The sequence below is a fragment of the Stenotrophomonas sp. PD6 genome (assembly GCF_049199305.1).
Taxonomy (GTDB): Bacteria; Pseudomonadota; Gammaproteobacteria; order Xanthomonadales; family Xanthomonadaceae; genus Stenotrophomonas.
The window spans coordinates 552,299-573,637 of sequence record NZ_JBLZQD010000001.1 but is presented as its reverse complement, the minus strand read 5'-3'; the positions used below and the strand labels follow the sequence as shown (position 1 = coordinate 573,637).

The 21,339-nt window shown below is 63.5% G+C and carries 17 protein-coding genes and 9 tRNA genes; 10 read left to right on the top strand and 16 right to left on the bottom strand.

Annotation, left to right across the window (positions count from 1 at the left end; all coding sequences use genetic code 11):
- Window positions 1-169: 169 nt before the first annotated feature.
- Window positions 170-2,485: an AAA family ATPase gene (locus ACOZHM_RS02385; RefSeq protein ID WP_421567337.1), complete on the bottom strand. Its 2,316-nt coding sequence runs from the start codon at window positions 2,483-2,485 to the stop codon at window positions 170-172.
- A gap of 68 nt (window positions 2,486-2,553) precedes the next feature.
- Window positions 2,554-3,228 carry a recombinase family protein gene (locus tag ACOZHM_RS02380; protein ID WP_421567336.1) on the bottom strand — a complete coding sequence of 225 codons (675 nt, stop codon included), beginning with the start codon at window positions 3,226-3,228 and terminating at the stop codon, window positions 2,554-2,556.
- 287 nt (window positions 3,229-3,515) lie between these two features.
- Here ACOZHM_RS02380 and ACOZHM_RS02375 point away from each other — a divergent pair, with 287 nt between their 5' ends.
- From ACOZHM_RS02375 to ACOZHM_RS02365, 3 genes are all read left to right on the top strand, one after another.
- Window positions 3,516-3,953 carry a hypothetical protein gene (locus ACOZHM_RS02375; RefSeq protein WP_421567335.1) on the top strand — a complete coding sequence of 146 codons (438 nt, stop codon included), beginning with the start codon at window positions 3,516-3,518 and terminating at the stop codon, window positions 3,951-3,953.
- Window positions 3,950-4,630, top strand: coding sequence for a S1 family peptidase (locus tag ACOZHM_RS02370; protein ID WP_421567334.1), 681 nt, complete (start codon window positions 3,950-3,952; stop codon window positions 4,628-4,630). Before ACOZHM_RS02375 ends, ACOZHM_RS02370 begins: the two co-directional genes overlap by 4 nt.
- Window positions 4,631-4,734: 104 nt before the next feature.
- On the top strand, window positions 4,735-5,391 hold the full coding sequence (locus tag ACOZHM_RS02365; protein ID WP_421567333.1) for a hypothetical protein: 657 nt from the start codon (window positions 4,735-4,737) through the stop codon (window positions 5,389-5,391).
- 70 nt (window positions 5,392-5,461) lie between these two features.
- On the opposite strand, the gene ACOZHM_RS02360 is transcribed toward ACOZHM_RS02365, so the two are convergent.
- The 3 genes from ACOZHM_RS02360 to ACOZHM_RS02350 all read right to left on the bottom strand — a co-directional run bounded on the left by ACOZHM_RS02360 (window position 5,462) and on the right by ACOZHM_RS02350 (window position 7,317).
- Window positions 5,462-5,734, bottom strand: a complete 273-nt coding sequence (locus ACOZHM_RS02360; RefSeq protein WP_421567332.1) for a hypothetical protein — start codon at window positions 5,732-5,734, stop codon at window positions 5,462-5,464.
- Window positions 5,735-5,786: 52 nt separating this feature from the next.
- Window positions 5,787-7,145 (bottom strand): DUF6538 domain-containing protein, encoded by a 1,359-nt coding sequence (locus ACOZHM_RS02355; protein WP_421567331.1) that lies wholly within the window; start codon window positions 7,143-7,145, stop codon window positions 5,787-5,789.
- 85 nt (window positions 7,146-7,230) lie between these two features.
- Window positions 7,231-7,317: transfer RNA gene (locus ACOZHM_RS02350), tRNA-Leu, on the bottom strand.
- Window positions 7,318-7,442: 125 nt separating this feature from the next.
- Here ACOZHM_RS02350 and ACOZHM_RS02345 point away from each other — a divergent pair.
- Window positions 7,443-7,823 carry a response regulator gene (locus ACOZHM_RS02345; RefSeq protein ID WP_421567330.1) on the top strand — a complete coding sequence of 127 codons (381 nt, stop codon included), beginning with the start codon at window positions 7,443-7,445 and terminating at the stop codon, window positions 7,821-7,823.
- Window positions 7,824-7,830: 7 nt separating this feature from the next.
- Here the strand turns inward: ACOZHM_RS02345 and ACOZHM_RS02340 are convergent, their stop codons facing one another.
- From ACOZHM_RS02340 to ACOZHM_RS02290, 11 genes are all read right to left on the bottom strand, one after another.
- Window positions 7,831-8,787: an SOS response-associated peptidase family protein gene (locus tag ACOZHM_RS02340; RefSeq protein WP_421567329.1), complete on the bottom strand. Its 957-nt coding sequence runs from the start codon at window positions 8,785-8,787 to the stop codon at window positions 7,831-7,833.
- Between the two features lie 86 nt (window positions 8,788-8,873).
- Window positions 8,874-8,949 (bottom strand) — tRNA-Glu (locus ACOZHM_RS02335).
- 56 nt (window positions 8,950-9,005) lie between these two features.
- A tRNA-Ala gene (locus tag ACOZHM_RS02330) sits at window positions 9,006-9,081 on the bottom strand.
- A gap of 119 nt (window positions 9,082-9,200) precedes the next feature.
- A tRNA-Glu gene (locus ACOZHM_RS02325) sits at window positions 9,201-9,276 on the bottom strand.
- A 52-nt stretch (window positions 9,277-9,328) separates the two neighbouring features.
- Window positions 9,329-9,404, bottom strand: a tRNA-Ala gene (locus ACOZHM_RS02320).
- A 63-nt stretch (window positions 9,405-9,467) separates the two neighbouring features.
- A tRNA-Glu gene (locus ACOZHM_RS02315) sits at window positions 9,468-9,543 on the bottom strand.
- A gap of 51 nt (window positions 9,544-9,594) precedes the next feature.
- A tRNA-Ala gene (locus ACOZHM_RS02310) sits at window positions 9,595-9,670 on the bottom strand.
- A 110-nt stretch (window positions 9,671-9,780) separates the two neighbouring features.
- Window positions 9,781-9,856, bottom strand: a tRNA-Glu gene (locus tag ACOZHM_RS02305).
- Window positions 9,857-9,910: 54 nt separating this feature from the next.
- A tRNA-Ala gene (locus ACOZHM_RS02300) sits at window positions 9,911-9,986 on the bottom strand.
- A 53-nt stretch (window positions 9,987-10,039) separates the two neighbouring features.
- A complete protein-coding gene (locus ACOZHM_RS02295) occupies window positions 10,040-12,391 on the bottom strand; it encodes a heavy metal translocating P-type ATPase (RefSeq protein ID WP_421567328.1) in 2,352 nt (783 codons plus the stop codon).
- Window positions 12,388-12,786, bottom strand: a complete 399-nt coding sequence (locus tag ACOZHM_RS02290; RefSeq protein ID WP_421567327.1) for a heavy metal-responsive transcriptional regulator — start codon at window positions 12,784-12,786, stop codon at window positions 12,388-12,390. Before ACOZHM_RS02290 ends, ACOZHM_RS02295 begins: the two co-directional genes overlap by 4 nt.
- Before the next feature lie 217 nt (window positions 12,787-13,003).
- On the opposite strand from ACOZHM_RS02290, the gene ACOZHM_RS02285 reads away from it, so the two are divergent.
- The 6 genes from ACOZHM_RS02285 (at window position 13,004) to ACOZHM_RS02260 (ending at window position 21,326) form a co-directional block, all read left to right on the top strand.
- Complete coding sequence (locus tag ACOZHM_RS02285; RefSeq protein WP_421567326.1) at window positions 13,004-14,074, top strand: GlxA family transcriptional regulator; 1,071 nt, start codon at window positions 13,004-13,006, stop codon at window positions 14,072-14,074.
- Between the two features lie 68 nt (window positions 14,075-14,142).
- On the top strand, window positions 14,143-14,964 hold the full coding sequence (dsbG, locus tag ACOZHM_RS02280) for a thiol:disulfide interchange protein DsbG (protein ID WP_421567325.1): 822 nt from the start codon (window positions 14,143-14,145) through the stop codon (window positions 14,962-14,964).
- 326 nt (window positions 14,965-15,290) lie between these two features.
- The gene (locus ACOZHM_RS02275; RefSeq protein ID WP_421567324.1) at window positions 15,291-16,724 is read left to right on the top strand and encodes a DcaP family trimeric outer membrane transporter; all 1,434 of its coding nucleotides are present in this window, start codon (window positions 15,291-15,293) and stop codon (window positions 16,722-16,724) included.
- Window positions 16,725-16,737: 13 nt separating this feature from the next.
- Complete coding sequence (gene adiC, locus ACOZHM_RS02270) at window positions 16,738-18,087, top strand: arginine/agmatine antiporter (RefSeq protein WP_421567323.1); 1,350 nt, start codon at window positions 16,738-16,740, stop codon at window positions 18,085-18,087.
- 21 nt (window positions 18,088-18,108) lie between these two features.
- Window positions 18,109-20,397, top strand: a complete 2,289-nt coding sequence (locus ACOZHM_RS02265) for an Orn/Lys/Arg decarboxylase N-terminal domain-containing protein (protein ID WP_421567322.1) — start codon at window positions 18,109-18,111, stop codon at window positions 20,395-20,397.
- A gap of 26 nt (window positions 20,398-20,423) precedes the next feature.
- Window positions 20,424-21,326 carry a cation diffusion facilitator family transporter gene (locus ACOZHM_RS02260; RefSeq protein WP_421567321.1) on the top strand — a complete coding sequence of 301 codons (903 nt, stop codon included), beginning with the start codon at window positions 20,424-20,426 and terminating at the stop codon, window positions 21,324-21,326.
- The last annotated feature ends 13 nt before the right edge of the window (window positions 21,327-21,339 follow it).

The following is a 21,339-nucleotide window of genomic DNA, read 5'->3' as shown; positions in this document are numbered from 1 at the left end:
GGCAGAGCTGGGGATTCTAGAGGGGTCGAACGGTCGATCTCGGGGTGTTGAGACGCGTGAGCTGATGTCCATCTATTGCAAAAGTCAGCGCCCCGTTGGGTGGCGCGGGGGCGCGAGCATATCAGCACGCACTTCCCCAAAGGAATAGGCGCGTTAAGTCTCCCTCGCCCTAATGACCCTCACCGTAGATCAGCTCCAGCGCCATCTGCGCGTAGACCCGAAGCTCGGTTTCGCTGCGCTCCACCCTGGGCACGCCGTCTTCATGGTGGTAGTCCTTGGCCACGTCGTTGACCTGACTGAGATTTCTAACGCAGCCCTTGGCCCTGTAGAGGGATTCACCAGGTGAAGCCGCGTCCAGTCGCGAGATGATCTCACCTAAGTTCGCGCGTGGTGGCAGGATAGGGGGTGGAAAACGCTGCTTGAAGAAGCCCTCCAGCATCACACGGATTGAAGACTGAACCTCCTGCACTGAAGCAGTGGACCGCCCGTTCACGAACTCGCTGACTATTCTGTGTCGTCGGTAGTAGTCACTCTCGCAGAACTGGTCAATGTCCCAGTCCGGCCCTAGCTCGGAGTACCCGTCCGAGACATGGCCAATCTGATGCGTTCTGGCCTGACTTGCCGTCTCCCCCTTTGAAGCTGCCTCTCTGAGCTCGAATAGGAACTGCGCGTCGTGTGAGAGGACGACAACTTGAGCCCCCATCTTTGAAATGTCGAGGATGGCACTGAGCGTCATTCTTCTTCGATTCGCGTCCAAGCTGGATACGGGGTCGTCAAAGACCACCACCTGACCAGTGAGCGCGTCTCCCACTTCCAGAAGCTTGGCTAGGAAAAGCGCTAGCGCAAGAGTTCTCTTATCCGCCTCACTGAGCATAGTGCGGAAGGTGGGACCTTTGTCGCCGCGCTTTCCCAGCTTGATACGCTTGCCTCTAACCTCAACGCCATAAATCGATCTCAGTGGACCGCCAGTGTAGTCGCCCTTAAGGTCTGCAATGCGGAAGCCAGCGCCAAACGCGCCCAAAAGAGAGTTGATACGCTTCTCATATCGGGCGAGCGTAGCGGGCATCAAACCGTCGACTTCCTCTCTCTTCTGCCGCTTGCTCGCCTCAAGCTCCTTCTTGCTTGCTTCTGCCTCTTTGAACTCATGGATGGCTACTGCGGCCTCAGGCGTCTGCCTGCGGACCGTCCCTTCGAGCTCCGCGAGTTTGGCAGCAAGAGCCTGCTCGGATTCATTGCCGATCTGCTGTTTAAATGCAGCGATCTGAGCATTGACTCGGGAGATCTCGCCATTTTCTGAGGATACGATTGATGCCAGCTTGTCCAGTAAGCCTTGGAGTTTTGATCTCAGCTCATCATCTCCCACCGGCGTCAGCGGATTGGACACCTTGTGAGCAGCAGCTTCCTCGGCGAGAGCACGCGTAGCTTGAAATGTTTCAACGAAGTCATTTAGGTCCAAGCCCGGCAGGCTGACATCGAGTTGATTCGCCCAAGACTCAACCCTTGCTTGATTGGACTTGAGTGCAGACTCCAGCGCATGAATCTTACTCTCGGAGAACTTCTGTTCTACACCCCGCCCCAAAGCGCTGACTCGGAGCATGTACCGCTCATATGCATCGCTGAAGTACGCCTCGTAAGCAGTGATCAGTGGAGCTGTGGAGGTGTCTTGGCCGCAGAGAGGGCAGCCGTGGTCAAAGCCATATTTGAGACCCTTGGACACCCAATCCTCGATGCCGGGAGGATTTTGGTGCAGCGCAATATGGGCCTGGACTGCTGATCGCGCTTCGGCGGCAACCTCAGAAAAGCTTGATGCCAAGATCGCGCAAAATGCATCGACATCCAGCTCCACTAGCTGCACCGGCTCCGGAAGCGGCCTCTGGGAGATTGCAGCAGCATTTTTCGCAGCCCCAAGCTTTGCTCTGACCGCCTCCACCTGAGGGCTGACATCCTGCGCGACTGGCAGGGCAATGAACTTGGCGACGGTCAAGGCCCCGGCATGCGCCTTGAGTACCTTTTCGGCAGCCGTCAGTGCCTTACCCGCTTCTGAGATTTTCTTTGTAAGCTCCGCTATGCCCTTTTCCAGTCCGACAGAGCTACTTCCCAGGGCGAAGTGAATGAGCGCCTCGCGCTGATCAGGTAGGACTTCCTGGCCTGCATACACGTTCTCGTCGATGAAGCCGGGGTCGAAAACGTGAAACTCTGGAGGCTGTCCGGACAACGTTCCGGCATTAAGCTTAAGATTAATGGGTCGGCCCGTCCCGTCAGCGCACACAATCTGGAGGGCGGGCGCATCGTCGGAATCGATGGTCCTAGCATCGAGAATCGCATCTACGTCTGATTTTCCCAATGCCTTCAGGATGGAAGCGAACGTAGATTTTCCGCGACCGTTTTCGCCGTAGATGAGCGTGATCTCCCCGAACTCCGCTGGCTTCGGGACGCCGTTCCGCAAGAGCCCCAAGTTCGTGAGCTGCACCACTTTCTTCAGCATCTTCGCCCCCCTGGCAATACTGGCCTACGCCCGATGGGGCGTGCGCCCAAGCATATATCCAAGAACTCCTACCGGGCCAGCCTCCTAAGCAAGTTGGAGACCGTGGATCGGTGCCACTTCTTGTTTCTCTGCGTCAGGATGGCTCTTCTGTTTAGCTCATCGGCGAGCTGACCCAGACTGGTTTTGCCACTTCGCTGTATCGCATCCACAAGTTCCCGCAGACTCTCCGAGTGAGCATCGGCCGCGTCTTTCACCGCAAGGACGGCGGCATTGTTACCGGCTCCGGCACGCCGCAACGCGGCGGCACCGTTCGGATTTCCCAGCTTGGTTCCCCTTGCCTTTGCTGCCTGTAGAGCGTCCTTGGTTCGCTGCGAGATGGCTTGGCGCTCCTGCTGAGCTACAAGCGCCATGATTCCCACCGTGAGCTCGTTGGCGTCAGGCATATCTGTGGCAACGAACTTAACTCCGCTGTCTTGGAGAGCCAGCAGAAACGATGCATTGCGAGAAAGGCGGTCCAGCTTCGCAATGACAAGAATGGAGCCTGTCAACTTGGCCAGAGCCAATCCCTCTGCGAGTCGGGGGCGTAGGTTGACACTGCCACTTTCCACCTCCGTGAATACATCGCGCAGGACACCGTTTCGTGCCCGGACGTGGCGATCAATGGCGGCCCCCTGAGCTTCCATGCCCAACCCAGACTGCCCTTGGCGAGCGGTTGAGACGCGGACGTAGCCAACGAAGTTCATTTGTACAAATCTACCTAACGGTCGTTAGGCTATTTTGTACAGCAGGCGGAGTAGGGTCAAGAGCCCAACTGCGCGATGGGTAGGAGTGGGGGTCCGTTGCTCAGGCGGCGAAGCGCGCAGGGATCCCCGGCACCTCCGGCATCCGGGCGGAGCCAGGGGGGGGCAGGGGGGATTTCGCGAACGTCCGACTATCCACGCCCCCGAACATTTTTTAATGGAAATCGGCACCCTCTTGATTACCGCACCGGGCGGCCTCACGCTTCACCCAAAATCTCCGGAGGTGTCACTTGGCAGCCCGCCCACGGAAAGTCGAACTGTTCGACCATATCACCGCAGTCGTCCTCGCCAAGCTCTACGAAGGCTTCCCGACTCCTATCGACCTTAGCCCCATCGAGATCGGCGCTGAGGTGGCCGAACAAGTTGAATCTGAAGAACAGGAGGCCTTCGACATGGGAGAGCTTGTGCATGACACGGTGACCTTTCTTGAAGAGCAGAACCTTTTGAGCGTCGGCGTTCGCGCCGAGAATACCGGCCCCATTCAACCCTTCATGGACGTGCGCCTCACTGCCGCCGGTCTCGCCATCCTTGGCCAAGAGGCAACGCCCTTGGCGTTCGCAGGCACGCAGACGCCGCAGTCCTGGGGCGCTCGGCTGCGCGCCGCGCTGGCAACCCCCGAAACCCTTGGAGCCGTCGTGCGTACGGTGCTGGAGCTGGCCGGCAAATGATCCCGATTCAGACCAATACTCTCGCGAGGGTCTTCTTCATCAAGGCGGCCCAATACGGCACGGCGTTCACAATAGATGTGGAGGGGGCGGAGTTCCTGGTTACAGCCAGACACCTCTTCGACTTGGCGGCCGCGACTCATCCCATCTCTGTCTTTCGGTACAACAGGTGGATCACATTAGACCCCGCCGCCATCGAGTTCAGCAAAAGCGAAGCGGACATAGCGGTCATCCGGTTGCATGAAAGACTCACTCCTGAGCATCTGAAGATATCGCCCAGCATCGCCCGGTACGTGCTTGGACAGGACGTCTACATCCTTGGGTTTCCTTACAAGATGCACGAGGATGTCGGGTCAATGCTAAACGGATACCCATGTGCGCTGCTCAAGCGGGGAACTGCAGCAAGCCTTGGCGCAGGCGATTCAGGAGTGCTCTTCGTGGACACCCTGTGCAATGAGGGCTTCTCAGGTGGCCCGGTGGTGTTCTCGCCAATAGGTGAGCCGAACAGCCTTCAGATCGCCGGAGTGATCTCTGGCTATCGCACCGAGCGAGAGCCCGTACTTTCGAAGAATGATGGAGAGCCGACCGGCGATTACATAGAGGTGAATACTGGGTTGCTGAAAGCCTACAACATCAAGCTGGCCGTAGAGCTCGCTAATCGAATGGCGCGGCAATCCTGATGGCATTCTGCAAGGTTTGCCAGCGTGAAGTCCCAAAGCTGATCCGTTGCCACATATACCCGAACTCGATGACACGTGAGGTGGCTGGGAATGGACTAGTTGCGATGTCGACCTTCCGAGGTGCTCGGGCCAGTTACGCAGATGGAGGCATCTTTGACGACAACTTGGCGTGCTCTGCATGCGAGAAGCGGTTCGGACCAGCGGATGAGTACGGCGTCAAGTTCAGGCGCGCCGCACTGTCGTGGGGAATGCCGTTCGACATCCGGCACGAAACGCTTGCTTTTCCCACATTCGACGCGAACGCTGGTTTGCTTCATTCCTTTGCAATGAATGTGTTGTTTCGGGCAAGTCTTAGCGACCGGCCAGAGCATCGGCGGACAGACTGCAAGGTTATCGAAGCGGAGGCTCGCTACGCGCTCGAGCGCGGGATATCCACAATCCACGCCGGACGACAGGTTGCAGTCATCGTTACGAGAGGTGATTTGGGGGGCATGGTCAGCGCTCCGCATCTCAAGGGGGGCGAACATCCGCTACACCTGATTCAGCTGCCCCACCTCACCTTCCTGGTTGCCGCGTCGGACCGGGGCCTCGATCCAAACTGGAGCGGTCTTACGTTACAGCTGGGAGAACAGGTGACGTTTTGGCGCAGACGCAGGCCCGAGTCATTCGAGTTGGGGCATGCGAAGGAGATGTTCAATCTCCTAGGCGACCGCGTTGATCGTATGTTTCGCGCCGTACGAAACGGGAGGAAAAAGGTGTAGCGACAGGTCAAGTGATCTGTCGCCCCTTCAGCGATGAAGGCCGGACGATCAATCGCCCATTGATTCGAACCTAGAACTCCGCGACCTCATTTACTCCAGCCACTCCCCAAGAGGCTTCCTGGTATTCGAGTTTACCTCCACCGATGAGGTCATCGGCATCACGGAGCAGGATCTGCGCGCAGTGGTGAACATCGCTAGGGTCGAACTGAACGTCTCCAAAGCCGGCCAGCTTTCGCTCTTCTCCAGTGGCCGAGTCGAACCGTTGCTGCGCCTCCACCCTCAAAGCCGGGAGTTGGTCCTCGTTGAATGTGAACGACACTACGTAATCGATTTGTACTGCCATTGTTTACCCCTGTGTTGGTTGCGAAACAAGTGTATGTAACGAAGTCTCAGACTTAGCCTTGGCGGCGAGAGCTAGACCTTCGTGAGATTGATGCCGAGGCACCTTCGGCGCGCACGTATGCGTCGACGTCGGGACCGAATGTGACGGCGGATAGCGTTTTGCTCATCAAGTCCATGTTCTCTTTGGCGAGATAGTGGACTTCCAGAATCGACTTGCCCTTCTGGCCAATGACCGCTCGAACTACCCAGAGCGGGTTTCCGGCCTCGCTCATCAGTGTGATTGCGGTATGTCTCAGCTGATAGAAGGTGGGCTTTCCGTCAGGCCATACACGATCCATTGCTGTGCCCAGGCGCTTGCCAAGGAGCTTGAAACGGTTCTTATCCGGACCGGCAGGCATTAGTCCGCTGATCAGGTAGCCATCGTAACTGTTGGTTTTCAGTGCGTCGACCAACGGCAACAAGATTTGCGGAATGGGGATGGTCCGCTCGCCATCGGTGGTCTTGCTTTTCGGAATGGTGAGCGTTGCGGCAGTGACGTCCTGAAGCCGGACATTGCACAGTTCCTGAGGACGAGCACCCGTGTAGGCGGCCAGGGCCACGATTGACCACATTGGATCGCTGACAGGCAGCGCCCTGAGGAGGGTCTCGAGCTGGTCAGGTGTCCATACGCTGGGCTTAGGGGCGTCCCTGTGCTCTGCGTGTACCAGCATTCCCAGGTCGGCGAAGGGGCTAGCCTTGAGTAGACCTTTGACCTTGAGCCAGCGACTGAAGTTGTTGCAGGTGGCCAGGATGAAGCGCTTCCGGTCGAGCACTAGATCAGCCGGATTCAATACCTGCTCGACGAAGCGGATCGCGCACTCATCAGTCAGCGCATCCGGCCGTGCGTCGTTGCCTACGAATGAAATGAGACGCCGAAGGTGTGACCGCCGCTCTTCTACGGTCTGGCTCTTGATTCGCTTGCTCTTCAGAAGCAACAGCCAGCCTTCGGCCAAGCTTTCGAGAAGCAGTGCCGAGGAGCCGCTCGCAATGGAGTAAGCCTTCCGCACGTTTACGAGATCCACTTGAGCCAAGATCGGATCACCCTCGCTGTCTAGCGGGTGTCCCGACAAATACCTGTTCGCGGAGGCGTCAAACCCTTCCTCAGACTCGCGACCAGCCTGCACTTCGCGAGCGAGCGCCAAGAGGGCTGAAGATCCGGAGACGGGGAGGGGAGCCTTCTCAGCGCACGCGATCTGGCGCTGGAAGTCTGCAATGACGGCATGCTTGAGCCTGTTGGCCGCAGCTTCGTCGCGCGTTCTGAGGGAGCGCTCAAGCAGCCGCTGACCCACTACCGCTCGAAGGCGGAGAGGTACTGGGACTTGGACGTAATAGACGCCATTCCTGCGTCGGGTGAGGTACTGCGGTGCGGACACGTTCTGGTAGTTGTTCTGGAAGCAGTTCTGGAAGTCTGCCTCTGAGACCCTTCTCTGACAAGGGTTTCAACTACTTAGGTGCCAGTGGTGCCGAAGGTGGGACTCGAACCCACACGCTTTTAAGGGCGGCGGATTTTGAGTCCGCTGCGTCTACCGATTCCGCCACTTCGGCTGGCTGGCCGCGTAGTGTATACAAAAATTTACGAGAATGCTCGGGTCTGAACCGTTCACCCGGTGCGCGGCCTTCATTTCGACGCGACGCTATACTCATGGCCCTGAACCATACAGGGAGCCGTGATGAGCGGGCTGCAGGACCTTCGGATACTCGTGGTCGAAAACGACGAGATGAGCGCGGCGCTGCTGCAGATGCAGCTGGCGCAGTCCGGGGCGGTAGTCGTCGGCCAGGCCGCGTCCGTCAGCGAGGCACTGCGCCTGCTGGAGGAAACCCATCCGCAGATCGCCCTGCTGGATTACCGCCTGGCCAACCACGAAACCAGTGACCCGGTCGCACAGGCGCTGGCCGCCCGGCGCATCCCCTTCGTGCTGGCCACGGGCATGGCGCTGGACCACCTGCCGGAGGCTTTCCGCTCCGGGGTGCTGCTGACCAAGCCGTATCTGACCTCGGAATTGAATGCCGCCCTGACGCGCGCGCTGCAGGGCACCTCGGTCGCCAGTTGAAGGCGCTTCAAGCCACTTCCGCGTAGCCCAGTTCCACGGGCTCGCGATCATCCAGGATCCGGTACTGCGTGGCCAGGTCCTGCGGGTCGGGATTCAACCACGCATCCAGATTCTCGCGGCGGATCGGCACGATGCAGCGGTCGTGCCCGGCCGCGGCCACATCAGGCGGCGGCTCATCGGTAATGGCGGCGAACGACAGCAGCCGACCCTCGGGCCCTTCCCATTCCGACCACAGGCAGGCGATCAGCAGATCGCGCGGCGGCTGGGCACGGAATTCCAGCACCACATTCTGCGCCGCTTCGCCGGGCACCAGCACCCGCTGTTCCAGTGCATGGCGCGGCACGTGCTCATAGAACGATTGCACCACGACCACGCCATGGTGGTGGCCGAAGGCGTTCTTCCAATAGGCTTCCAGGCTGTCGCGCCGCGCGTTGTACGTGCCGGGGTAAAGCGTGTCATTGCGCGCCGGTTTGTCCGGCAACCGGCACTGGTAGCGCATCGGCTTGATCACGCGCTGGCCGTGCTCGGACACGATAACCGGTGCATAGACGCCGGGAAAGATGCGGCTGTCGCGCGGCAACAGGCCGCTGCGATGCAGATCACTCAAGCGCGCCTGCGCACGTTCGACCCGGTTGCCGGCCACGCGGATCTCATTGCGTGCCTTCTGGGTAGGGCGGTGGGCGAGGGCTTCTTCCGCCTGTTTCAGGCGCGCACCCTGCACGCGGATCTCCTCATCCAGCGCCTGCATTTCTTCTGCATGCCACTGCTGGATCTTTGCCACGATGTCCTGGCCCTGCGCGGTGCGCGCGCCGGCGAAGCCATCGTCCATCGCCTTGGGCGTCTTGGGCCGCTGCTTGCCGGCATCGTGCGCATACAGCTGGGCAAACTCATCCAGCGACATCATGGCGCCGAACTCACGCACCAGCTTGGTGTAGTCGGCGCGGATCTGGGCGGAGTAGCACATGCGCATTCCCCGGGAGGTGTCGATCGTTGATCGATACGCTATCAAACAAAAAGCCCCGGCCGAGGCCAGGGCTGTTTGCGTTGTATTGGCGTCCCCACGGGGATTCGAACCCCGGTCGCCACCGTGAAAGGGTGATGTCCTAGGCCTCTAGACGATGGGGACGCACGAAACTGAATTTTTTATGCCGCATCCATCCGATCGGCCTAATGACCGGATGTTGGTGGAGCCAGGCGGGATCGAACCGCCGACCTCCTGCATGCCATGCAGGCGCTCTCCCAGCTGAGCTATGGCCCCACGTTGATGCTGCGAGCCGCCTAATATATCAAGATTTCTGAAAAATGAAAGTCTTTCAGGAAAATTCTCACCGGGCAGCTACAAAAAACCCCGGCATTGCCGGGGTCTTCTGCGTTTATTGGCGTCCCCACGGGGATTCGAACCCCGGTCGCCACCGTGAAAGGGTGATGTCCTAGGCCTCTAGACGATGGGGACGCACGAAACTTTGAATTTCTGCTTCTGTCGGACGGCCTAATGTCCGGAGAAGTGGTGGAGCCAGGCGGGATCGAACCGCCGACCTCCTGCATGCCATGCAGGCGCTCTCCCAGCTGAGCTATGGCCCCACGTTGTTACTGCAAGCCGACCATCTTAGCGTTGATTTGCCTGAATGGGAAGCTTTTGATGAGTGGCGTCCCCACGGGGATTCGAACCCCGGTCGCCACCGTGAAAGGGTGATGTCCTAGGCCTCTAGACGATGGGGACGCATGAAACTCATCAAATTTTTCAGCACTCCAAACGGCCTAAGGTCCGGAGTGGTGGAGCCAGGCGGGATCGAACCGCCGACCTCCTGCATGCCATGCAGGCGCTCTCCCAGCTGAGCTATGGCCCCACGATGCTGGAGGCGGAATTCTACGCGTGTGAAGAGATTTCGCCAAGTGTTTTCGAGCAATAAACACAAAGAAAAAGCCCCGACCGAAGTCAGGGCTTTTTGTCTGCAACTGGCGTCCCCACGGGGATTCGAACCCCGGTCGCCACCGTGAAAGGGTGATGTCCTAGGCCTCTAGACGATGGGGACGCACTTAAAGCTTGAATTGTGTTCACTACCTTCCAATCGGCCTAATGATTGGAGTGGTGGAGCCAGGCGGGATCGAACCGCCGACCTCCTGCATGCCATGCAGGCGCTCTCCCAGCTGAGCTATGGCCCCACGTCGTGAGGAGCGAAATCATAGCGACGGTGTTTTCGATTGGCAAGAGAAAATTAGCGTTGGTGACGCAGACGCAGTGCGTTGCTGATCACCGACACCGAGCTCAGGCTCATCGCCACCGCCGCCAGCATCGGCGACAACGTGATGCCGAACGGATACAGCACGCCCGCGGCCACTGGAATGCCCAGCCCGTTGTAGAGGAAGGCAAACCCCAGGTTCTGGCGCATGTTGCGCACGCTGGCGGCGGACAGCTGGCGCGCACGCAGAATGCCGCGCAGGTCGCCCTTGACCAGCGTCACCTGGGCACTGGACATGGCCACATCGGTGCCGTTGCCCATGGCGATGCCCACGTCGGCGCTGGCCAGGGCAGGGGCGTCGTTGATGCCATCACCGGCCATCGCCACCTTGCGCCCCTGCGACTGCAGCGTGCGGATCAGCGCGGCCTTGTCGGCCGGGCGCATCTCGCCGTGCACCTCATCCAGATGGAGCGCGCGCGCCATCGACGCTGCGGTGGCCTCGCCGTCGCCCGTCGCCATGACGATGCGCAGCCCATCGTTCTGCAATTGCGCGATCGCCTCGGCGGTGGACGCCTTGATCGGATCGGCAACCGCGAGCAGGCCGGCCAACGTACCGTCCACGGCCAGGTACATGACGCTGGCTGCGGCACGCCGCAGTGTTTCCGCATCTGCCTGCAGTGCGTCGAGCGCGATGCCGTGATCGTGCATCAGCGCCGCGTTGCCGAGCAGCAAGGCCTTGCCCGCCACGGTGCCACGCACGCCCACGCCGGTGAGCGAATCGAATTCGGTCACCGCTTCCAGCGGCAGGCCGCGCCGCCGTGCTTCGGCCACGATGGCCGCCGCCAGCGGATGCTCGCTGCCCTGGTCGAGACTGGCGGCCCACTGCAGCACATCGTCGGCGGTGAAGGGCGCCAGCGCCTGCACGTCGCGGAATGCCGGCCGGCCTTCGGTGAGCGTGCCGGTCTTGTCCACCACCAGCGTGTCGATGCCCCGCAGTGCCTCGATGGCCTCGGCATCGCGGAACAGCACGCCATGCTGCGCCGCGCGGCCGGTGGCGACCATGATCGTCATCGGCGTGGCCAGTCCCAGCGCGCAGGGACAGGCGATGATCAACACCGCCACCGCACTGAGCACGCCATGCGTCCACGACGGCGCCGGACCGAACAGGCCCCAGGCGAAGAGCGTCAGCACGGCGATGCCGAGCACGGCCAGCACAAACCAGTAGGCGACTTTGTCGGCCATGCGCTGCATCGGTGCGCGCGAGCGCTGCGCCTGCGCCACCAGCTGCACGATCTGCGACAGCATGCTGTCGTCACCCAGCCGCTCGGCGCGGATCACCAGGCTGCCGGTCCCGTTGAGCGTGGCGCCGATCACCGCATCGCCCACGGTCTTGATCACAGGCACCGGTTCCCCGGTCAGCATCGATTCGTCCACGCTGGAGCGGCCTTCCAGCACGCTGCCGTCCACCGGCACCTTTTCGCCGGGACGCACGCGCAGGCGATCGCCGGGTTGCAGCGCAGTGATCGCCACGTCTTCCTCCTGGCCATCGTCGCGCAGCACGCGCGCCGTTTTCGGGGCCAGCCCCAGCAGCGCCTTGATCGCCGCCGAGGTCTGCGCGCGGGCACGCAGCTCCATCAGCTGGCCGAGCAGGGTCAGCGAGATGATCACCGCCGCCGCTTCGAAGTACACCCCGACATGGCCGTGCTGCTGGAACGAGGGCGGGAACAGCGACGGCGCGAAGGTGGCCACGACGCTGTAGCCGTAGGCGGCCACCACGCCGGTGCCGATCAGCGTCCACATGTTGGGGCTGCGGTTGCGGATCGACTGGCCCCAGCGCTGCAGGAACGGCCAGCCCGCCCACAGCACCACCGGGCTGGCCAGCGCCAGCTCGATCCAGACCCGCACGTCCGGCGCCAATCCGTGCAGCAGCGGGGTCATGGCCAGCATCGCCAGCGCCATCGTCGCCACGCTCAACGGCAGGCTCCACCAGAAGCGACGGCGGAAGTCGGTGAGCTCCGGGTTTTCGCCGTCGTCCAGGCTGGGCATCATCGGCTCCAGCGCCATGCCGCAGATCGGGCAGGTGCCCGGACCGTCCTGCACGATTTCCGGGTCCATCGGACAGGTGTAGCGGGTGCCGGCCGGCACGGGCTCGGCCACGTGCGCGGCCGGGTGCAGATAGCGCTGCGGATCGGCGACGAATTTCCGCCGGCAACCGTCGCTGCAGAAGGGGTAGTCCTTATCGTCATGACGGGCGTGATGCGGCGTGGTGGCTGGGTTGACGTCCATGCCGCACACCAGGTCCTTCACCGTTGCCGCATCGTTCGCGCCGTGACTGCCGCAGCAGCTGCCGCCACGCGGTGCGTGGCCGTGCGCGGGGGAGGTGTTCATTGGCGCGGCTCCGTCAGTGCGGCCAGGATCGGGCACTGCTCCAGCCCGCCATGGCCGGGGCAGGCGTCGACCAGCTGTTTCAGCGCGGCATGCATGCGCTGCAGCTCGTCGATGCGCTGCTCGATGTCGTGCAGCTTGTGCACCGCGCTGTCGCGGACCTGTGCCATGTCCTGGCCGCGCTGGTCGCTAAGGCCCAGCAGTTCGCCGATCTCGTCCAGGCTGAAGCCCAGAGCCTTGGCGCGGCGGATGAACTGCAGGCGGGTCAGGTCACTGTCGCTGAAGACCCGGTAGCCGCCGGCACTGCGCTGGGCGGTGGGCAGCAGGTGCTGGCGCTCGTAGTAGCGCACGGTGTCGATGGGCACGCCGGCCTGGCGTGCGAGTTGTCCGATGTTCATGGCGGTCTCGCGGGGAGCAGGCGGCCAGTGTGAACCCTTGAGTCTGGTCAAGAGTCAAGGGTTTTGACGCATTCCGGCGAAATGTCGTTACCGGGCCAAAATTACAACTTGTTTCATAGCTGCTGCGGGAGGCGCTCCGTACGCTCCATTGGAATCGCCGCCAAGCCTTGACCTCGCAGGGTTTGCCGGTCTCAGCAGCCGTTCCAGGAGCGTAGCCATGGATGCCTCTTCCCCCCCTTCGTCGCCCATCCCCAAGTCCTCCTCCCCGACCCTGATGGAAGTTGCCGTGCTGGAATACCCCGGCAGCCTCCGCGCCGCCGCGCCGGTGCTTTCCGAGCTGGCCCAGCGCTGCAACCGTACCGCCGCCGCCGGCAAACGGACCGGCGCGCGCATGCTGGTGACCCGTTGGACGTTGTCCACGCGTGGCCACGGCATGCAGCGCGTGGCGGGGGCCGAACTGTTCGGCGACACCCCGCCCGCGGTGATCGTGGTCCCCGGCAATGAACCCAGCTGGCCGCTCATGCAGCCCGACGAGCGCATGCTGAACTGGATCCGCGACAGCCACGATGCCGGCAGCCTGCTGGCCGGCTGCGAAGAGGGTGGTCTGCTGCTGGCCTCGGCCGGCGTGTTGAGCGGGCGTGCGGTGAGCGTGCCGGACCTGTCGCGGTCCCCCTCGCTGGCATCGGTCGTTCCCAGCTGGCAGCCGAGCGAGCGTGCGCTGGTGGACGACGGCGACCTGATGACCGCCTCCGGTCCGGACGCCTGGAAGTACCTGAGCCTGCGCCTGCTGGCGCGGATCTACGGGCAGAACGTGATGAGCGCGGCGATCCAGCAATTGCAGCTGGTCATTCCGCGCGGCGTGCAGGAAGACCTGGAGCGCTTCAGCCCCAACTTCGCCCACGGCGACCGCGGCGTGCTGAAGGCGCAGCGCTGGCTGCACCGCATCGCGGCCCGGGGCGTCACCCTGCAGGACATCTGTGAGGCCTCCGGCCTGGAGCCGCGCACGCTGCAGCGACGCTTCCTGAAGGCCACCGGGTTGCGCCCGATCGCGTACTGCCAGCGGCTGCGTATCGCCAAGGCCCAGTTGCTGCTGCAGGCCGGTGGTGCTGTCGACGAAGTGTCGTGGACGGTGGGCTATTCGGACCAGAGTGCGTTCCGCCGCCTGTTCCTGCGCATCGTCGGGGTGACGCCGGCGCGCTATCGCCGCCAGATCTTCGCCCAGCGTCGCGAGCGTTCGCGTATGCCGCCCACGCGGCAGGCGTCCGAACCGTTGCGCTCGGCCGCCTGAGCGCTGCACCGGGCGCCGTATCGACTACCCTGTGGTTCGATTGTTGTTCTCGAACCCCAGGAGTTGCCATGTTGTTGAAGACTTCGCCCGTGTTGGGCTCCGTGTTGGCCGCATCGCTGTTGCTGGCTGTGGCCGCGTGCAGCCAGGCGCAGACGCCGGCCGCGCCGAAGAGCGCGCCGTCGGCGGGTGCAGCCACGCGGCCGGCCGTGTTGCAGGGCATTGAGAAGCAGGGGTTCGAGGTGATCGGCGAGTTCGATGCGCCCGGCGGCCTGCGGGGCTTTGCCGGCGTGGTCGGCGGGCAGCAGCCGGCGGCGGCGTACGTCACCTCCGATGGCAAGAATGTGATGGTAGGCACGCTCTTCAATGAGAAGGGCGAGGATGTCGGCGCCGCGCCGCTGGACAAGCTGGTGGCCAAGCCGATGTCCGACCGGGTCTGGTCGCGCCTGGACGGCAGCGCATGGGTGCGTGATGGGCGCTCGGACGCGCCGCGCGTGGTGTACACCTTCAGCGACGCCAACTGCCCGTACTGCCACCGGTTCTGGGAGGCCGCACGCCCGTGGGTGGACAGCGGCAAGGTCCAGTTGCGCCATGTGATGGTGGGCGTGATCCGCGAAGACAGCCCCGCCAAGGCGGCGGCGATCCTCGGTGCGCCGAACCCGAGCGCGGTATTCCTGCAGAACGAACACGACTTCAGCAAGGGCGGGATCAAGCCGGCCGCCACGATCACGCCGGCGCTGGCCAACAAGCTCGACGCCAACCAGGTGCTGATGGTGGAGCTGGGTTTCCAGGGCACGCCCGGCATCCTGTTCCGTGACGCCCACGGTGTCGTGCAGCGCGTGTCCGGCATGCCGCAGGGCGAGGACATGGAAAAGGTGATGGGTCCGCGTTGATCGAGTCCGCGCAAAGCGCGGCGCGCCGGTCCAGGCGCCGCGTGAACTCGTCCGCGCGTTGCGTGATCTAAATCAACTTCACGAAACACTCACCTCGTGCTTGCTACTCAGGGCGCTGGCACGCGGTTGTCCAGCGCGCCACCCGGGATGAGGAGGGAATCCCACGCGGGTGAGCGGCCGACGGTAGTACGGCGATAGGAAAGGATCGCCGGGTTCGCTGCGGTCATTGTTCTCCTGCGATGCAGTACCGGGTTGCCGGCGAGGGCGGCACGCGCAAGCGTGTCAACCCTGGACGGCAGAATCGTCTGCGGTTCAGGGAGGACGTGATGCGTTGCTCTTCTGTAGTGCTGCTGATCGGTGCCATGGCGGTGTTCGCCGCACCCGTACACGCGCAGGATTCCGCCGACGCCTTGCGGCAGGACATCCGCACCCTGCGGCAGACCCTGGAAGCGATGGAGCAGCGCCTCGATGCGCTGGAAACGGCCGAGGGCAAGACGCCTGCGTCGCGCCCGGCGCTCGCCGCCGTCGCGCCTACCGCCATTGCACCCGCCGCGACACTGACCCAGGCCGTCGGTACCCAGGTGCCCGGCACCGGTCACGCGATCCTGCCACCGCGCGATTCGGTGGCCGACCCCTCGTCGGCGGCTTCGCGCCCCGACAGTGCGGCCGGGCCTACCGACCCGGAGCTGAAGGGCTTTCTCGCGATCCCCAATACCGACACGCTGATCCGCATCGGCGGCTACGCCAAGCTCGATGCGATCGCCGATGCGCGCGCCGCCGGCGACGAAGACCAGTTCGTGACTTCCTCCATCCCGGTCGGCAGCAGCCACCGCGATGTGTCCAACTTCAACCTGCACGCCAAGCAGACGCGCTTCAGCTTCGAAGCGCGGCGCCCGACCACGCGCGGCAATCTGCGCTTCTATCTGGAGAATGACTTCTTTGGCAGCAGCGACGGCTACCAGTTCCGGTTGCGGCATGCCTACGGCCAGCTCGGCAACACGTATGCCGGCTACGGCTACGCGACCTTCATGGATGCCGACAGCCTGCCCGACACGCTCGACTTCGCCGGGCCTGGTGGGGCCGGCTACCTGCTGGTCGCCGGTATCCACCACAGCTTCGCGATGGGCAAGGGCAACACGCTGACCGTGGCGGCGGAGGATCCCGACGCACAACTGGCCGGCACCACCGACGACACGGTGTCGGCCAACCGCTTGCCCGACGTGACCGTCACCGCCCGCATGGAGCGCGACTGGGGCCACCTGCAATTGGGTGGCGTGGCACGCAGCCTCGGCTACGACGGCGACCAGCGCGACGACCGGCGCCTCGGTGGCGGCGCGCAGCTCAGCGGCTCGGCCACGGTGGGCGAGCAGGACCTGGTGCTGTTCGGCCTGCTGGGCGGCAAGGGCCTCAGCCGCTATACCGCCGACCTGACCGGTTCCGGGCTGGACGCGGTGATCGGGCTGGACGGTCGGCTGCACGCACTCTCGCTTCAGGGCGGTTTCGTCGGCTACACCCACTACTGGTCGCCGCTGTGGCGATCGAACCTGATCTACGGCCAGCTGACGATGGCACGCAACGCCGCGCTGGCGGCGGACGCGTTCCGGCAGAGCCGCTACGGCGTCTTCAACCTGATCTGGAGCCCGGCACCGTCGTGGACGATGGGCATGGAACTGCTGTACGGGCAGCTCGAACAACAGGATGGGCAACGCGGCGACACGATGCGACTGCAGGGCAGCCTGCAATACAACTTCATCAAGTAGCGGAGAGACCGTCATGGCGCAAGCGAAGAAAATCGGGGTGGTTGGTGCCACCTTCCTGGTGGCCGGCAACATGATGGGCTCGGGCGTGTTCCTGCTGCCTTCCAGCCTGGCCAAGATCGGCACCGCCTCCATCTGGGGCTGGCTGGTGACCACCGCCGGCGCGCTGCTGCTGGCGTTCGTGTTCGCCAAGCTGGGCAAGCTGGCGCCCATGGCGGGCGGCCCCTACGCCTATGCGCGCGACTGGTTCGGTCCCTACATGGGCTTCCAGACCAACACCATCTACTGGTTCGCCAACTGGATCGGCAACGTGGCCATCCCGATCGCGGCGGTGGGCTACTTCAGCTACTTCTTCCCCATCCTGTCCCAGCCGTTGCCGCGCTGCATCGCGGTGCTGGTGCTGGTGTGGGCACTCAGCTTCGCCAACGTGATCGGCCCGGCATTCGTCAGCCGTGTGCAGACGGTGACCACCAGCTTCGCGCTGGTGCCGATCCTGGGCATCGCCATCTTCGGCTGGTTCTTCTTCGACCCGACCATCTTCAAGGGCGCCTACAACGTGTCGGGCGAATCCAACTTCGGTGCGATCTCCAGTGCGGCCGCGCTGACGCTGTGGGCCTTCATCGGCGTGGAATCGGCATCGGTCACCGCCGGTGTGGTCGAGAACCCGGAGAAGAACGTGGCGCGCGCCACCCTGGCCGGCGTGTTCCTGGCGGCCGTGGCCTACATCGCCAGCTCGTCGGTGATCATGGGCATGGTGCCCAATGGCGACCTGCAGGTGTCCGACGCACCGTTCGCGCTGGCGGCCGCCAATGCGGTGGGCGGCTGGGGCGGGGCGCTGGTCAGCCTGTGCGCGTTCGTCGGCGCGGCCGGTTCGCTGGGCGGCTGGATCCTGCTGACCGCGCAGAGCGCCAAGGCCGCCTCCGACGACGGCCTGTTCCCGGGCATCTTCAGCAAGACCAACAAGGATGACGTGCCGGTGAAGGGCGTGCTGATCGTGGCGGTGCTGATGACGATCGCGGTGCTGGTGACCTCCACCTCGGAGACGGCCTCGGCGCAGTTCGATGTGATCACCTCCGCGGCGGTGGTGCTGACCCTGCTGCCGTACATCTATTCCTGCGTGGCCTGCTACTTCGTGGTCGAACGTTCGCACACCCTGGTGCATACCGGCGCCTTCTGGTTCCTGACCAGCATCACCGTCGTGTATTGCCTGTGGGCCATCTTCGGCTCGTCCGGCAGCATCGTGCAGTACGCCTTCCTGTTCGTGCTGTTCATCACCGTGTTCTACCCGTTCTTCAGCGAGGAGCGCCGCCGCCAGCGTGGCCAGCTGCCGCCGCTGGGCACGCCCGGCAGCACGACGCTTTCGTGACTTTCCCCCAGGAGAAATGCTGTGTACTTCAAGTCTCTGGATTACCCGGTCATCGTCATCGATGCCGACTACGAATCGCCGCGCATCGGCGGCATCCTGATCCGTGCGCTGGTCGAGGAGCTGCGCGGCAGCGAGCAGCGCGTGCTGTGCGGGCTCACCCTGGCCGACGCGCAGGCGGGCGCCCGCACCTATGTGGCGGCATCGGCGGTGCTGATCTCCATCGACGGCACCGAGGATGAGCCCGGTGAGTTCCAGCGCCTGCTGGGCTTCCTGCGCGAACAGAGCGCGCGCCGCGCTGGCCTGCCGGTGTTCCTGTACGGCGAGCGCCGCACCATCGAAAAAGTGCCCAGCAAGCTGCTCAAGTACATCCACGGCTACATCTTCCTGTTCGAAGACACCAAGAGCTTCATCTCCCGCCAGGTGATGCGCGCGGCCGAGGACTACATGCGGCAGCTGCTGCCGCCGTTCTTCAAGGCGCTTATCCACCACACCGCCGAATCCAACTATTCGTGGCACACGCCGGGCCACGCCGGCGGGGTGGCCTTCACCAAGTCGCCGGTGGGGCGCGCCTTCCATCAGTTCTATGGCGAGAACACGCTGCGCAGCGACCTGTCGATCTCGGTGCCGGAGCTGGGCTCGCTGCTCGACCACAGCGGGCCGATCAAGGAAGCCGAGGATGAAGCGGCGCGCAACTTCGGCGCCGACCATACCTTCTTCGTCACCAATGGTACCTCCACCGCCAACAAGATCGTCTGGCATGGCACGGTCGGCCGTGGCGACGTGGTATTCGTCGACCGCAACTGCCACAAGTCGCTGCTGCATTCGCTGATCATGACCGGCGGCGTGCCGGTGTACTTCACCCCCAGCCGCAACGCGCACGGCATCATCGGGCCGATCAGCCTGGACCAGTTCACGCCCGAGGCACTGCAGCAGGCCATCGCCGCCAATCCGCTGGCGAGCAAAGCGTTCCGTGCCGGTTCGAAGCCGCGCATCGCGGTGGTGACCAATTCCACCTATGACGGGCTGTGCTACAACGCCGAGAAGATCGCCGATGAAATCGGCAGCGCGGTGGACTTCCTGCACTTCGATGAAGCGTGGTACGCGTATGCCGCGTTCCATCCGTTCTATGAAAACCACTACGGCATGGCTAAGGGCAAGCCGCGTGGCCAGGACGCAATCATCTTCACCACCCATTCCACCCACAAGCTGCTGGCCGCGTTCTCGCAGGCCTCGATGATCCACGTGCGCAACGCGGCCACGCGCACGCTGGATGCCGAGCGCTTCAACGAGGCGTTCATGATGCACACCACCACCAGCCCGCACTACGGCGTGATCGCGGCCTGCGATGTGGCCTCGAAGATGATGGAAGGCGCGGCCGGCGAGTCGCTGGTGCAGGAGATGCACGATGAGGCGATCGCGTTCCGCCGCGCCATGCTGCACGTGCGCGAGGACCTGGGCCGCGACGACTGGTGGTTCAGCGTATGGCAGCCGGACAAACTGGAGCGCTCGCTGGCCAAGGGCGATGCGCCCGCGCCGATGGTGGCCAAGCGGGCGGAATGGTATCTGCAGCCGGATGCGCACTGGCATGGCTTCGACGGACTGGTCGAAGACTATGTGCTGATCGATCCGATCAAGGTGACCCTGCTCACGCCGGGGCTGTCCATTGACGGCGACCTCGGCGAGTTGGGGATTCCCGCCGCCGTGCTCAGCAAGTTCCTGTGGACGCGCGGGATCACGGTGGAGAAGACCAACCTGTACTCGGTGCTGTTCCTGTTCTCGATGGGCATCACCAAGGGCAAGTGGAGCACGCTGGTCACCGAGCTGATGGCCTTCAAGGAGCTGTTCGACACCAACGCACCGCTGACCCGCGCGCTGCCGCAGCTGGCCGCCGACTATCCGGTCGCCTACGCCGGTTGGGGCTTGCGGGATCTGTGCAGCGCGTTGCACGGGTTCAATCGCGAGTTCGCGGTGGCCCAGGTGATGCGCGCGATGTACGTGGACCTGCCCGAACCGGTGATGACCCCGGCCGAGGCGTACGACCATCTCGTTCGAGGGCAGATCGAACGGATCGACATCGAGGCGGTCAGCGGGCGCATTGCCGGCACCATGCTGGTACCGTACCCGCCGGGCATTCCAACCATCATGCCGGGCGAGCGTTTCGGTGCTGCCGACGAGCCGATCATCCAGTCGCTGCGCATCGCCCGCGAGCAGAACGCGCGCTTCCCGGGCTTCGAGTCGGACGTGCACGGGCTTATCATCGACCGTGACGGCGACGTGCCGAGCTACAAGGTGGAGGTGCTGAAGACCTGAGTCATGATCGGGGTCTTCGGCAGGTGATGGAGACAACACGCGAACAGCGGGTCCTGAAATTCTCGATCGGGGTGACGGTGGCGGTCAGCGCCACCGGTTTCACCGGCGGCCTGCTGGTGGGATCGCAGGCGATCCTGTTCGACGGGGTGTACAGCCTGGTCGACGTCGCCTTGACGCTGGTGGCGCTGGCCGTGCTGCGGCTGCTGGGACGCGAGGGCAGTACGCGGTTCCAGTACGGTTACTGGCACCTGGAACCCATGGTGGAGGCCCTCGGCGGCGCGATCCTGGCCCTGGCCTGCATCTACGCGGTGGCCAATTCCATTATCGGGCTCACCACCGGCGGCCACGCCGTGCAGGCCGGGCCGGCGTTGATGTGGGCCAGCCTGCTGTGCGTGAGCAACCTGGGCATGGCGGCATTCGTGCGCACCCGCGCGATTCGGCTGCAGTCGGCGCTGCTGTGGCTGGACGTTCGTGCCTGGCTGCTGAGCGGGATGATGAGCCTGGCGGTGGTGCTGGCCTTCGTGATCGCGCTGATGCTGCGCGGTGGCGGGCACGAACACTGGATTCCCTATCTGGATCCGCTGGTGCTGGCAGTGATCAGCATCGCGGTGCTGCCGGTGCCGCTGCGCGGCGCATGGAAGGCGATGCGCGAAGTGCTGCAGGTGGCGCCCGACAGCCTGGACGCGCGCGTGCAGACGGTGATGAAGCAATTCGTGGCCGAACATGGCTACCTGGATTTCACCAGCCACGTGGCCAAGATGGGGCGCATGCGCTTTGTCGAGATCCATATCCTGACCCACCCGGATACCGTGATCGGCACCATCGGCAATGTGGATGCGCTGCGCGACGAGATTGCCGAGCGACTCGACGCGCGCGGCAGCGAGTTCTGGCTGACCATCGACTTCACGGCGGACCCGGCCTGGACCTGAGCGGGGCTGGTCC